A 13202-nucleotide genomic window follows, 5' to 3' on the forward strand; every position below is an offset into this window, starting at 1 on the left:
GGGGCTCTTTGCTGTCCATGGTCACTTCTTGAGTTCGAACCAAACGGTCTTCCCTGACAGGTAGTTGCCTTTCCCGTCGTTGAACACCCTGTGTCTGAAACCCCAGTTGTCGGCAAGGTGAGATACCAGGATGAGCCCTCTGCCGCGCTCGTCATCATCGGCGGTGATAGTCACAATCGGCTCTTCGGCGGACGCGTCGTCTACCTCAACCCTGAGCTTGTCCTCATAGAGCATCCATCGAGTGGGAATCAGCCTGTCCGGCGGGCAGAAGCGAAACGCATTCGAGAACAGCTCCATGAAGAGAAGGCTTGCGTTCTCTTCATAGTGAGATGCATCTCTACCGGACAGCCACTTTCTGAGAACTAGCCGAGAAAGTGGCGCGCTTCCTTCGGCGCAAGACCAACGCCATTCCTTGATATCCGGCTTTTCTGTATCCTCCGGCACTGTAGCTTTCACGTGCGCTCCCTGGGGCCTGTGTCGCTTCCCCAGAAGGCTAGGCACACCGTGCAGAGCAACCTACCCAGTTTCCTGTTCGCGCAAGAAGTCGTCTTGCACGCTTCCCAGCATCGAACGCATGTCGTCACCGCACAGGGCTGCTGAGGCGAACCCCTCGAACTTCTTGACGTATTGGGAAACGTCTCTCGGGTCCGTGACCACAAGCTCAGCATGGACAGTCTCAACCGTGACTGTCCTGTCATCCCGGATGACGAACGCGTGATTGGCAATGTCCCTCTGTTCCGCAGTAAACGGAACTACGCGCATGTCAATGTTCCGCAAACGTGAGAGGGATATGAGCCTGCCTATTTGCTCGGCCATCCTCAAGGGCGACACTATGCGCCAACGCAAGACATTCTCGGTGATGACGAACTGAAGCTCTTTGGTGGAGTCGTAGAGAACCTGTTGCCGTTCAAGGCGTGCGGTTGTGGTTCTCGTCAGCACGTCCTCAGTGAGGTCATGCCGAGAGAGGATTGCCCGGATGTACTCCGGAGTTTGCAGGAGTCCCGGAATCAGAGCCGGTTGGAACAGCCGCAGCAGAGTCATTTGGGATTCAAGAGCCCTGGTCTGCTGCTGAGCCTTATGGACTCCCATGCGCCGGACAAGTCGCCAAGCTGTCGTTTCCGTCGTAGACGCTCGAACGACTTCCAGGTATTCGGCCTTGACCTCATCAGAGACACCAATTGCCGTGAGGATGCTCTCTACGTCGGCAACAGAAGGCGCAGTCTTGCCAGTCTCAATCTTGCTCAGCTTGCTTGTGGACATGAGAGCACTGCGGGCCACGGCCTTAGCTTCCTTTCCGGATGCTTGCCGTAGTGCCCGCAGTGCGGCTCCCAGCTCTCCTCTGTTCACTCCTCGTACTTCGCCCACCATTCGGGGAACGGAATAGCCTGTGAGAGTGCCCTGTCCCGGTATTCGATGAACTCTTGCGCCCGGCTTTCTGGGAGAACCTCGGACCCTGTGTATGCGCCGTTGTCGTCGTAGTTCATGACAGCAGCGTTCACGGAATCGAAGAGCCAGAAGTCTCCTACTCCTTCAAGCGGGTTGAGCTTGTCGGTGGTGTCGAGAATGAAGAACTCTTCACCGCCCGTCGCGTTCTTCCGGTAACCCCACCCAAGCTCAAACCGGAGATACGGAGTGAGAGGCCGAGAAAGGATGTGCACGCGATAGACGCGCTTGCCCTTGCTGGTGTGAGAGAGGAGTTCCGACACCCAACCGTCGTTGTAGTCGTCCGGCTGAGGCTCACCAGCAAGGAACGCCTGATACGCGTCCGTGTTCCCGGAATTGCTGTAGTCGTCGAGAGTCTCAAGCCGGAACGCTTCCCGCTCGAACGTGTCGAAGAGTTCACCAAGGCTCTTAGATGAGCCCATCGGCAATTGCCTTCCTGATGAGTTCCACGGGGAGTTCAACCACGGTTTCGTGTCCGGGAATCTGTAGCCCGTGGTCGGTAGGAGTCTCCCCCTGGAAAAGGAGCGTGCCCCTGTCCGTGGCGTAGATGGTGGGGCAATCCCTGATGTCGCACGTAGTCGCAAGCATGGTCACCTTCATGGGGTTCCCTCCCTGTGCTGCTGTGGTCGTGTCCCTGCCCGATGCTGGCCAGCATCAACCCATAGGCGCAAGGGTGTTGCGTTGCCAGAACAGGAAACCGGGTCGACACGGCACCCTGTGCGGTGCTCAGCGCACGAGAGGGCACAGGACCCAGGGGGAACGAGCCAACGGCCGTCCAGAGACGCGCAGAGGCTCGGAGAGCGATTTCCCCGAGCCTCTGCCATGTCCGGCACCCTTACGCGTCTGCTGTCTCGCGCATGGCCTTTTCATAGGCTTCAACGAACGGCTTTGGCACTCGGCCACGGTCGCTGATTGGCTTGCCGTCAATCTCAATGCCGTTCTCAGATGCCCACTTCCGAACCTTCACAGGGTCGGGACCGGTGGGCTGAGTCGGAATGCTGGCCTGCCCGGTAGACGTGGCTTCCTCAGCAACATCAAGGTACGGCTTGAGTACCTTGGCAAGTTCTTCCTTCTCTGCCTCTGTCAGGTCCACTGTGTAGGCGGTCCCGTCGAAAGCAAAAGAGACGGTTTCCGCATCCGGCTCACCGGACAGGTCCGACTCGGTGATTACACGCTTTGCCACGTTCTCTCTCCCGTTGCTTGATGGGTGGCAAGAGAATACCAGACCCCACTGACAGGGCGCCGCCGAGAAGAGCCCTGAGTTTTTATCTGAGCGCTTCAAAAATTCTTCGGACAGGTCGAGCCGGCTCGGGAATCCAGGCCCATAGAAAATAGCCTGTGGATATTCGACAGAAAGGCCAGGCCGTGCTACTTTTTCACCGCGTCACGAAGAAGAGTTCTTGCCGAATCCTGTATCCCTGTCAGGGTTGTATCCCTCAGAAGGATAGAGCCTATCCCTGCGAGGGATAGACCGACAGCTCTATATCAAGACGAAACGGTAATGTGCTCTGTATCTATCTTTTAGCCAAGATGAGCATTTGGAAAAGAAGACGCATACCGCTACGCGGCACGCGTAGATTCATTCTGCCTAACCACGGCAAAGGGAGATGAGGGGCTTAGTAACTGTTACCTTCTTGTGACAGTTAAAGAGGTTCGATAAACTCTCTCTTGTCGGTACATCATGCTATACTTGAAGAGTAGGTAAAAGAAGTCATTCGGACATGGACTAGATGCCCGCAGGAGGAATTCCAAGAAACTTATTCAAGCTGAAGTTCGCTTTGTCGGCGTTCTTTTCTCAGTGTGTTCTTGCCCTCAGCAAGCTAGTCCCTTGCTGAGGGCATTTCTTTTGCCTAAATACACTGAGACTAAGGACTAAGAATAAATGCAGAACAATATTAATTTCGGCGGTAACCAGAGATGGGCCGCTGTATCAGATTCATACAACTTGAGAATGGCTAGCAACACAGATTTCCCCTTGTACGTAAGGCTTGTGTTTCTCACAGAGGCTCGTATGAACCGCATCGGTCATGCTGAGTTCGCCTCTGGAGAGTTGGAATCTCTCTTGCCAACGGTTGACCGAAATACCGGCGAGATTCGATATCCCTCACAGAACACCATCTGTAAGGCAATCCGTAAGGCTGTTGAAAACGGGAGCCTAGGTCACGACTCAAGTGCACGTTGCCTAGTGCTGAATGGCAATGACGCGCAGAGAAGCGCTAAGGCCTCTTCCTCTTGCAAGCATCACGGATTGCAGAGGGTTTCGAGTGGAGCAGTAGAGCCGGTTTCTCTGGAAAAGGCTCAGAAGCCCCAGGAAATTACAGAGGTCCAGGAACCCCAGGAAGATAAAACAGAGCCTTACACGGGCACTGAGACCCCTTCTCAGCCTTGCTCTGAGGACACTGACAACCAAGCAACCGACGAACAGCAGAGAGTAGAGCATATGGAGAACAAGGAAGATAAGACAAGCCTAGACATTGAGGCTTGGTTCAGTCGTGAGGATGTTTCAGAGGTGAGCAAGAACGTAGCCGCATATGGAATCACGTTCCGCAAGGGAGACAGTTACGGATACATCCTTGCCGTATCCGAGGAAGCGACTAAGCCTGAGTACGACCTATGGGGCAACAATTTTCATATGCGGTACACGTATGCGGCTCAGAACGTGGATGAGACCTCTATCCCTCGGAGGGATACAAGGCCACTAGTAGATGCTGACGCATGGTGAAAACCAGGCGGATTTAAGGAGAGAGAAGTGATTGAAGAACCAGAGGAAGAGTACGGCTATACAGAAGACGGACTCTTGGTAGATGTACTAACCGGAATCATTGATGAGTAAGACACCCGCCCGGTTTTCGGGCGGGTCTACCTGAAAGAGGAGACATGACCACACTACTTATCTTCCTTGCAGTCGTAATCATCGCGTACTACTCGGGCAAGCGTAAGGGTCTACAGCTAGGAAGAGAGGAAGGGTCTCGATACATCATTGAGGTCAAGAGAAAGAAGTAATGGGCAGAACGATTAGATGCGCTAGATGCGGAAAGGGCATCAGTAAAGATGAGAAGTGGGTGTTCATCCGAGAAGAGCCGTACCACAAGAAGTGTGCGGAGAGAGTCGAGAAGAGCGAGAGGTGAAGACGTGCAACACGTGCCTTGAGAGCAAGCCTCTTGAGGAGTTCCACAAGAACAAGAACAGCCCGGACGGGCGGCAGTACATGTGCCGAGAATGTCAGTCGGCCTACTATAAGCAATGGCGTAAGGATAACCCGCAGAAAGACAAGGAGCACTCTTCAGAGAGCACCCGACGTCTCTTGGAGAGACAGCCGGACTACTTCAAGGAATACGGGCGGGATTACTACGAGAAGCAGAAGGCAACAGAGGAAGGAAGAGAGAAGTATAGGCGTAACGCATTGGCTTGGTATTACCGCAACAAGGCCAAGGAGAAGGCGCGAGAAGAGGAATAGAAATACCCGGTCCGTCGATGCGTCGGTATTTGCCTTTAGGGTGAATTGCCTTTATGATTAGAGAGTAGCGCAAGAACTCCTTCTTTGTGGACACTCATTTTGTGATTGCGTTACATCTCCTTATTTCTATAGGGCACCCCGGCAAGCAATGTCAAATGGCTAGGCACTTCTCTAGCTTGCCGGGGTTTCTTATTATCGAGATATTGAGGCGACTCGACATCTAGTCGAGATGAGAAAAACTAAGAAAGGAAACGAGCGAGGAACAAGGGAATGTTTAATACCCGAGTTTCACGTATTCGTAATGGAAAATATCAGTGCCTGGACGAAAGTATACAGAACGGGAAAAGTTGGAGTATCTGGAAAAAGCTTCAGATATTGGACATAGTAGGGCTAAGCGTGAGCTTGGGTATCCAAACAGTTGGAGTACCGCAAACAGTTGGGCAAGGGAATTTGGGGTAGAGATTGCACTTTCTGAGCTAAAGCAGAAGTCAGCAGCATTTAACCAGTGGTATCGGGACGAAGAACTACTAATCGCTATGCAAGACATCATTGACCGAGGAATGGAATATATCAACGACTATGAGGGTCTAACGCCTGATGGATACAAGAAGACCGTAGAAGGTATTAAACGGGCAATCGAGACAAAGAATCTCATTGAGGGTAAGGCAACCTCTCGGGCCGGTGTCGAGACTGCCGAGAGCACCGATGAGGTCTTCAAAAACCTCCTGAGTGCCTTTCAGGGCGACGAACGGACTCCAGTCGGACAGGAACACCAAGGCTCTTGAGTTAGGCCCACGGGGGGCCACCTAGAGGCCATGCTACAAACATTGCTACAAAGGTAGTGCCGGCCTCTGGGGGTTGGTACAAATAGTGCTACAAAGCTCCGTGTCGGCAAGCAGGGGTGTCTGAGTTGGCCCCCAACTTCGACACCTAGGCATCTGACCAGGGGTTATCTACAGAAAGGAATGAACTAAGACAAAGCATGAAGATTACGAAATATATGACAACACTCGCAAAGGAGGTAGTCAGTGACCTAGGTACACGGGAAGGCAGGATTAGGCAGACAAGAGATAATCCCGCACTGTTCGCCATTCTCTACCTGCCGCATCACATTACGAATGATGCCGGGGTCAAGAGCGTCAGTGAATTCCATTTGGCTCTCTGTGAGTACGCAAAGAGTTGGGCCACTAAGCCAACCAAGGAAAGAGAGAGCCGAGACTCATTCATTGCTCCGAGAAACGGGGGCAAGAGTACGTGGCTGTTCACCATCCTTCCTATGTGGGGCGCAGCACACGGGCACATCACGTTCCTGGCAGCGTTCGCAGACTCGGCCGGACAGGCAGAGGAGCACCTACAGACGTTCAAGACAGAGCTAGCCTCGCGCTTTCATGAAGCGGGCTGTCCGATAGGCGGTCAGGCAAGCAGAAAGTGCCTCTGACCAGCAAGAATGAGGATTGTCTAGGTCCTTGTTCCCGCTGAAACCAAAGGCACTTTCCAGGTGAAGAAGCCTATCGGGTCCTACCCCCGTGTCCGTATCCGGGAGGACGGCCGGGCCGTGGTCTCGCAGGCCGGTTCGGTCCTGCTGATCGAAACTGTCCGCAAGACCGGTCTTGACCAGGCCTTATCCGCAGCCCTGACCTTGTGGCGGAAGCCGCGGGCCGTCCACGACCCCGGCAAGATACTCGTGGACCTCGCACTGGCGGTCGCGCTGGGCGGGGACTGCCTCGCCGATATCACCCTGCTGCGGTCCGAGCCTGCCGTGTTCGGGCCGGTCGCCTCCGACCCTACGGTCTCCCGGCTGATCGACACCCTTGCCGCCTCGGGCGAGAAGGCGCTGACCGCCATCCGCGCCGCACGTTCCGAAGTCCGCCGACGCGTCTGGGAGTTGGCCGGCAACCGGGCTCCGGACACCGGCGGACAGGTGACCGTGGACCTGGACGGGGTCCTGGTCGTCGCGCACTCGGACAAGCAGGACGCGGCCCCGACCTGGAAGAAGTCCTACGGTCATCACCCGCTCATGGGGTTCGTCGACCACGGTCCGGGAGGGACCGGTGAACCCGTCGCCGCCCTGCTGAGACCCGGGAACGCGGGCTCGAACACGGCCGTCGACCACATCGCAGCCGCCCGCCTGGCCCTCGCTCAACTGCCCAAAAAGTACCGGCAAGGACGGCGGACGCTGATCCGCTGTGATTCTGCGGGCGGCACCCATGAGTTCGTGGCCTGGCTCGCCCAGCGCGGGCGTTGGCTGTCCTACTCGGTCGGCATGGTGATCACCGAGGCCATCCACCAGCACGTTCTTCAGATCCCCGCATCGGCCTGGACGCCCGCGGTCGAGCCGGACGGCGAGGTTCGTGACGGGGCCTGGGTCGCCGAACTCACCGGAGACCTGCTCGACGGCTGGCCGCAGGGCATTCGGTTGCTCGTCCGCAAGGAACGTCCCCACCCCGGAGCCCAGTTGCGGATCACGGATGCGGACGGCATGCGTCTCACGTGCTTCGCCACCAACACCGCCGACCGGCCGATCGCCGAACTCGAGCTCCGTCACCGGTTGCGGGCTCGCGCGGAGGACCGGATCCGAGCCGCCCGGGCCACCGGGCTCCGCAACCTTCCCTGCACGACACCGCGCAGAATCAGGTCTGGCTGGAGACCGTCCAGATGGCGCTCGATCTGCTGGCCTGGATGCCCATGCTCGCCCTGACCGGCCAGGCGAGACTTTGGGAACCGCGTCGCTTGCGGTTCCGCCTGTTCTCCGCGGCCGGCCAGCTCGTCATCACCGGCCGGCGCCGCCTCCTCCGCCTTGCCCGCCACTGGCCCTGGACCCGCGAGATCACAGACGCCCTCGAACGGCTCGCACTCTTGCCGAACCCCGGCTGACCAGCAGCTTTCCCACCCCTACGAGCAGCATCACCCTCACCCGGAACAGTGGAAACCGGCGTCCACCCGAGACGACACCCGGGCCCCCGGCCTGCCCGGTCTCGGCCATCGACAACGAAATGGGCCGCCGACTTCGTCGACGGCCCATCAAGAAAGATCGAGGCTAGAGGGCAACAAGCCTCTTGCTGCTGACTTCCCTGAGCTGTGCACTCCTTTGGTCGGCAAGCGCAAGAACATGGCTGTTGCTCAGTCTCGTGACCAAATCAGGCAGGCTAACGGATTCATCTTTGTCGCCAAGGGTGCTGACTCTAAGACTCTTGGGCTAAAGATTGATAGCACGAGACCTAATCTAATTCTCTTTGATGACATCGAGCCGCAAGAGGCTAACTACTCAGAGAATGAAGCATTGAAGCGCAGGGGAACGGTATTGAATGCCATTCTCCCGATGAACATTTATGCGCGGGTTTGCTTTGCGGGAACAACAACAATGCCGGGCTCAATCATTGACCAAATGAGAATGGTTGAGGAAAAGCAGAGGGAGTACCTAGCTGAGAAATTGCACAATAGTAGGGTCCCTAATTCTCCGGAATGCAAAAGCGGTACTAAAGAATTCGATTCGAATCTACCTATATCTACACCCTTTCCAAATACAGAAAATCTGAAAACTTCGGACCCTGACTTCTATGAGTCTCTTGACCCTGACTTGCGGTGGGTGCTCGATGAGAACATCAGGGTTCACTACTTCCCGGTCATTGTGAAGGATGAGGACGGCTCGGAGCGTTCACTGTGGCCTGAGTTCTGGTCTATGGACTTCTTGAACTCGATTAGGGGCACTCGCTCTTTTGCGATGAACCTGATGAACCGGCCGGTGTCTCTTGATGCTGCCTATTGGCAGGACAAGGATGTTCAGATTGGTGAGCCTGCCGGTGGCTATGGGAACACTCTCCTTGTCGTTGACCCTGCTGTTACGACCAAGAAGCGCTCTGACTACACAGGCATAGCGGTTCTCTCCAGAGGCTTTGACGCTGAGGGCAAGCAAGAGGATTGCCTGTACGTCCGGTACGCGGAACAGCACAAGGTAAGTCCCGGTCCTGAGCTGAGAGACCTTGTCACGGGCCTATGTGAGCGCTATGGGGCCAAGGTGGTCTACGTCGAATCAAATCAAGGAGGGGATGTTTGGCGTTCTGTCTTTGACGGCATTCCGGCAAAGCTCCGCCTTGAGAGGTCGGTAGGGGCAAAGGAAGTGAGGGCAACCCATGCCCTTGACTTCTATCAGCGTAGAAAGGTCTGGCATACTGGCTTCTTCGACACGCTACAGACTCAGATGTTTGCCTTTCCGAGAGTGACGCATGACGACGTAGTGGACGCTGTTTGTTCTGGGGTTCTGTACTTCCTCGGTAAGCCTCAAGTGCAGCCAAGTATCAAGTCTCAGAGCTATGTCTGAGAAGTAATTGAGTGCAGCTCGGGAATCCCGAGCCGGCTCGGACCCATTAATTTGAATTAGGAAAGGAAATGACTTATACTCTGAATAAGAGTTGAGAACGAATATAAATGACAGACCTGACCCTTGCGGTTAACGAAATCCTTGATAGGAGAGATGGCTATCTAACCGCAGAAGAATATTATGAAGGAACCGCCGAAGAGGTATACACAACGGCGGCTATCAAGCGTGCTTTGAGGAAGACCGTCAATCGGTTCCGCCTCAACTTCGCAGCAACACCCGTTGATACGGTGAATAACCGCCTTGAGATTGCCTCTGTGTCCGCTATTTCAGAGAAAGCGGGCAGCTATCTCGACAAGGTATGGGCTTCGAATGAACTGACCCTAGAGGTTGGGGAGATTCACAAGAGAGCCCTGATTTACGGTGACGCCTATCTCATTGTCTGGCCTGATGGTGATTCGCTTCAGATTCACTACAACTCTCCGCTTACAACGGTTGTTCTCTACGATGAGGAGAACCCCCGCCTAAAGCGCGTCGCCGCTAAGGTCTGGGAAATCACCGTCAGTGGCAAGGCTAGGACTCGCGTAAACCTCTACTACGCCGACCGCCTAGAGAAGTACATCAGCCTTGGGGAGAGGCTTCCTCTTACTCCAAAGGATGCCGACTTTATCCCGTTCGTTGATGACACGACGGACGCTGACGGGGTCATGGTCCATGGCCTTGGGGAAATCCCTGTCTTCCACTTCCGTACGGAAAGGCCGAAGGGGAAACCGGAGCACCTAGCGGCATACGGCGTTCAGGACATGATTAGCAAGCTAGTCGTTATGCAGATGGCTAGCGCTGATTTCCACGGATTCCCCCAGAGATACGCCCTTGCTGCTGAGGGTTCGTCAGAGAGTGCTGACTTTGGCGACGACAGTGAATCGGTGGGTATCTCAAGCACTCCCGGCGAACTTGCCATTCTCAACGGCATTAAAGAAGTCGGGCAGTTTCCGGCCGCTGAGCCTTCTACCTTCCTTGAGCCTTTCAAGGCGTATGTCCGCTCAATGGCCAGCACCACATCAACGCCACTGCATTACTTTGAGCCAACCGGAAATGTCCCATCGGGTGAGGCTCTGAGAACGGCAGAGGCGCCGCTAGTGAAGAAGGTTCGAAATCGTCAGTTGGCCTTTGGGGCAACGTGGCGAGAAGTCTTCTCTTTTATTCTCCGTGACGGAGCATTCAACGAGGATGTACAGGTTCATTGGAAGCCTGTAGAGACTTTCGACACTAAGGAAGCGATGGAGATTGCTTACAAGAAGATTCAGATTGGCATCCCTCTTGCTCAGGTAGCCGCAGAAATGGGATACGACGCGGCCCTCATCAAGACCTGGATTGTCGAGAAGGAATCAACATCAGTGCAGCCCGGCAATGACATTCCGGGTGAGACATCAACGCATGACTTGCAGCCGGATACGGCCGGGGTTCCGGATAGCCCTTACGGGAAGGCAGCATGAACGAGGAAATACAGGCAAAGATTCAAGAGCTGCAAAGAGAGTTGGCCACACAACAGGCCCTAGAGAGACTCCAGAAAGCAGCAGACCACTTTGAAACATTCGGATACAGCGTATCCATTTCCATCACAAGGAAGGAACCGAGACGGAGGAAAACACAGTGACGGACAACGAACGACCAAACGACATTGAGGCTATGCAGGCGGCCCTACAGAAGGCTAATGCAGAGGCTCAGAAGCACAGAGAGCAGAGGAACACCTACCGGGGAATGGCGACGCGTCTAGCGGCTGAGAAGACACTCTCAGAGGCTGGACTGACCAACTCCAAGGTTGCTAAGTATCTCGATTTCTCACAGGTGACCGTGACGGACACCGGAGAGCTAGAGGGACTTGCCGAACAGCTCGATGCACTAAAGGAAGACCTCCCCGAACTATTCGGGGTTACTAAGCGAATCTCAGGTGGTGGGGATGCTGCCGATAAGGCACCGGCTACCCGTAAGCCCAAGACTTCCGCTGATGCTCTCGCTAACCAGCTCATGGGCAGTTAGTGAACAGCATGGAATGACCGGGTTGGCTCAGCCTTCCCGGGCTAACTGAATAAACAACTTAATCGGGTGCCTGTGAGCACCTACGGGATGCCTCTTCGGAGGCTCCCAACAAATAAATATTTTGGAGAACAACTAAAAATGGCACATGTAAATGCCGATGCGTGGATTCCGGAGGAGTATGACTCAGAAGTAGTCACGCGCGTTAATCAGAACTCGGCCGTTGAGGCTCTTGCCAAGCGCAAGGTAATGGGTTCAAACACAATTGAAGTTCCCCGCATGGGAGCTGTAAGCGTTGACGTTGTTGCTAAGGGCGTTGATTACACCGACGCTGAACCAACGCTTGACGTTGTAACGCTTACCACTCGCAAGTTTGGTAAGACGTTCACGATTACTGAGGAAGACCTAGGCGACACTCTCGTGGATGTCGTTACGGGTTATCAGAATGAGTGGGCAGTCTCTTACGCACGTAAGTTGGATAATGCCGCTCTTGCTTGCACCGGTACCGAGAATGGCGGAACTGTTCCGTTCACCTCTCTGTACAAGGCTGCGGGCTCAGGACAGAAGGTAAGTACTGCCGGTGCTGTGACCTACGCAAAGCTGTCACAGGCATTCGGAGTTTACGAGGGTGGCGACTATGCAAATGACGCCGACACCATCGTTATTGCTCATACTTCCTTCAAGGCTGCTTTCCGTGGAATCTTGGACGACAACAGCCGTCCAATCTTTGTTGAAGGTCTGGCGGGTACACCGTCAACTCTCTTCAATGTTCCCGTTCAGTTCTCTTACGGTCTGAAGTTGTCCACTACGGCAACTGACTCCCCAACTGGAACTGTTGGCGCTGCTGGAACTGCCGGAAACCCAATTCTTGTGGTTGGTAACCGTCAGCACCTTCTTCTAGGTCTTCGTTCCGGTCCTGAGTCATTGGTCGGTGAGGAATTCCGTTCTGACGAGAAGATTCTCAAGGTTCGCGCTCGCCGTGGATTTGCGGTAACCCGTACCGAAGCGTTCGGAATCCTTGAGGTTACCTCTTCCTAATCCCTGATTAGAAAGACTGTAGGGGCAGGGTTTCGGCCCTGCCCCTCTCTCATGAAAGGAGTGAGTTATGAATGTTCGCAACGATTGTTGAAGTGGAAGAAATCGCGGGGGTTACCGTTGATGAGCCTGCCATCAAGAAGGCGCAAGCCATTGTCGAGACAGCAGCAGGAAGACCAGAGGAAGTCATCATGGATGCGACAGACCTCATTTGGCTCAAGAAGGCTACGGCTTACCAGTGTGCCTATATGGCCGAAGACCCAACATCTGTCTTTGAACAGCCAAATCTGGAGTCTGTGACTCAGGGCGAGAACAAGATGGTGTTTGGGGACAAGGCTGTATGGCTGTCTCCGGTTGCTCAGAAAGCCCTGGGCAATCTGTCATGGCGTAGAAGCCGTTTGGTCCCTCTGCGGCCGTTCAACTACCGCAAGGAGCTATGGCGGCAGGATGTTGAGACCGTGCGCATGCGCGGTAGGTGGTGGTCCTGGTGAGACTTATGGCTATGAAGCGCTATGAGCTTCGGGCAGAGGTCTACATTGCGGCATGGACTCAAGACCCTGACTCAGGAAGTCTTGTCTACCAGTACGACTACGAGCATCCGACACACATCAAGTGCACCGGTAACTCTGTGAGGCCGTGGGGCTCTGTCCAGGACTTTGGAGCGACGTACAGATATCAGGACTACCTACAGCTCTTCACGCCGACAGAGGTTCCCTTGGTCGGCCGCATTGGCAAGGTGAAGAACAGGGCCGGTGAAGTTCTCTGGAGAGAGGACGACGGCAGTGCGACCCTCTTTGATGTCTTCGGTTGCTTCCCCGAGAACGATGCCAGCGGAAGAACCGTTGATTACAAGGTCTTGCTAGCCAGAGCAGTAGTGGATGACTCATGAGAAAGGACCCCCACCAATAATCGGTG

At 54.9% G+C, this 13202-nt stretch carries 14 protein-coding genes and 1 pseudogene; 10 read left to right on the forward strand and 5 right to left on the reverse strand.

Annotation, left to right across the window (positions count from 1 at the left end; genetic code table 11):
- Positions 1-21: 21 nt before the first annotated feature.
- From OG787_RS36465 to OG787_RS36485, 5 genes are all read right to left on the reverse strand, one after another.
- Positions 22-456, reverse strand: coding sequence for an ATP-binding protein (locus OG787_RS36465; RefSeq protein WP_405538094.1), 435 nt, complete (start codon positions 454-456; stop codon positions 22-24).
- A gap of 60 nt (positions 457-516) precedes the next feature.
- Positions 517-1347, reverse strand: coding sequence for a helix-turn-helix domain-containing protein (locus OG787_RS36470; RefSeq protein ID WP_405540695.1), 831 nt, complete (start codon positions 1345-1347; stop codon positions 517-519).
- On the reverse strand, positions 1344-1865 hold the full coding sequence (locus OG787_RS36475; protein ID WP_405538095.1) for a DUF6879 family protein: 522 nt from the start codon (positions 1863-1865) through the stop codon (positions 1344-1346). Before OG787_RS36475 ends, OG787_RS36470 begins: the two co-directional genes overlap by 4 nt.
- Positions 1852-2043, reverse strand: coding sequence for a hypothetical protein (locus OG787_RS36480; protein ID WP_405538096.1), 192 nt, complete (start codon positions 2041-2043; stop codon positions 1852-1854). Before OG787_RS36480 ends, OG787_RS36475 begins: the two co-directional genes overlap by 14 nt.
- Before the next feature lie 235 nt (positions 2044-2278).
- Positions 2279-2626: an Lsr2 family protein gene (locus tag OG787_RS36485; protein WP_405538098.1), complete on the reverse strand. Its 348-nt coding sequence runs from the start codon at positions 2624-2626 to the stop codon at positions 2279-2281.
- Positions 2627-3325: 699 nt separating this feature from the next.
- On the opposite strand from OG787_RS36485, the gene OG787_RS36490 reads away from it, so the two are divergent.
- The 10 genes and pseudogenes from OG787_RS36490 (at position 3326) to OG787_RS36535 (ending at position 13176) form a co-directional block, all read left to right on the forward strand.
- Positions 3326-4165 (forward strand): hypothetical protein, encoded by an 840-nt coding sequence (locus tag OG787_RS36490; RefSeq protein ID WP_405538100.1) that lies wholly within the window; start codon positions 3326-3328, stop codon positions 4163-4165.
- A 402-nt stretch (positions 4166-4567) separates the two neighbouring features.
- Positions 4568-4900: a hypothetical protein gene (locus OG787_RS36495; RefSeq protein ID WP_405538101.1), complete on the forward strand. Its 333-nt coding sequence runs from the start codon at positions 4568-4570 to the stop codon at positions 4898-4900.
- A 314-nt stretch (positions 4901-5214) separates the two neighbouring features.
- Entirely contained in the window at positions 5215-5685 is a 471-nt protein-coding gene (locus tag OG787_RS36500) for a hypothetical protein (protein WP_405538103.1), read from the forward strand.
- 713 nt (positions 5686-6398) lie between these two features.
- A pseudogene (locus OG787_RS36505) lies at positions 6399-7774 on the forward strand (IS1380 family transposase).
- A 235-nt stretch (positions 7775-8009) separates the two neighbouring features.
- The gene (locus OG787_RS36510; RefSeq protein WP_405538104.1) at positions 8010-9218 is read left to right on the forward strand and encodes a hypothetical protein; all 1209 of its coding nucleotides are present in this window, start codon (positions 8010-8012) and stop codon (positions 9216-9218) included.
- Positions 9219-9325: 107 nt separating this feature from the next.
- Positions 9326-10711: a phage portal protein gene (locus OG787_RS36515; protein WP_405538106.1), complete on the forward strand. Its 1386-nt coding sequence runs from the start codon at positions 9326-9328 to the stop codon at positions 10709-10711.
- A 157-nt stretch (positions 10712-10868) separates the two neighbouring features.
- Positions 10869-11255: a phage scaffolding protein gene (locus OG787_RS36520; protein WP_405538107.1), complete on the forward strand. Its 387-nt coding sequence runs from the start codon at positions 10869-10871 to the stop codon at positions 11253-11255.
- 66 nt (positions 11256-11321) lie between these two features.
- On the forward strand, positions 11322-12290 hold the full coding sequence (locus OG787_RS36525) for a phage major capsid protein (protein WP_405538109.1): 969 nt from the start codon (positions 11322-11324) through the stop codon (positions 12288-12290).
- A gap of 71 nt (positions 12291-12361) precedes the next feature.
- Positions 12362-12778, forward strand: coding sequence for a hypothetical protein (locus tag OG787_RS36530; protein WP_405538111.1), 417 nt, complete (start codon positions 12362-12364; stop codon positions 12776-12778).
- A gap of 11 nt (positions 12779-12789) precedes the next feature.
- Positions 12790-13176, forward strand: a complete 387-nt coding sequence (locus tag OG787_RS36535; protein ID WP_405538112.1) for a hypothetical protein — start codon at positions 12790-12792, stop codon at positions 13174-13176.
- The last annotated feature ends 26 nt before the right edge of the window (positions 13177-13202 follow it).

Origin of the sequence: Streptomyces sp. NBC_00075, from assembly GCF_045041225.1 — a bacterium.
In the GTDB taxonomy this organism is placed as follows: Bacteria; Actinomycetota; Actinomycetes; order Streptomycetales; family Streptomycetaceae; genus Streptomyces; species Streptomyces adonidis.

Excerpts from the sequence above, each read along its gene's own strand:
- OG787_RS36475 (WP_405538095.1), bottom strand. The coding sequence starts at position 1,865 with ATGGGCTCATCTAAGAGCCTTGGTGAACTCTTCGACACGTTCGAGCGG.
- OG787_RS36480 (WP_405538096.1), bottom strand. The coding sequence starts at position 2,043 with ATGAAGGTGACCATGCTTGCGACTACGTGCGACATCAGGGATTGCCCC.
- OG787_RS36490 (WP_405538100.1), top strand. The coding sequence starts at position 3,326 with ATGCAGAACAATATTAATTTCGGCGGTAACCAGAGATGGGCCGCTGTA.
- OG787_RS36510 (WP_405538104.1), top strand. The coding sequence starts at position 8,010 with ATGGCTGTTGCTCAGTCTCGTGACCAAATCAGGCAGGCTAACGGATTC.
- OG787_RS36515 (WP_405538106.1), top strand. The coding sequence starts at position 9,326 with ATGACAGACCTGACCCTTGCGGTTAACGAAATCCTTGATAGGAGAGAT.
- OG787_RS36530 (WP_405538111.1), top strand. The coding sequence starts at position 12,362 with ATGTTCGCAACGATTGTTGAAGTGGAAGAAATCGCGGGGGTTACCGTT.
- OG787_RS36535 (WP_405538112.1), top strand. The coding sequence starts at position 12,790 with ATGAAGCGCTATGAGCTTCGGGCAGAGGTCTACATTGCGGCATGGACT.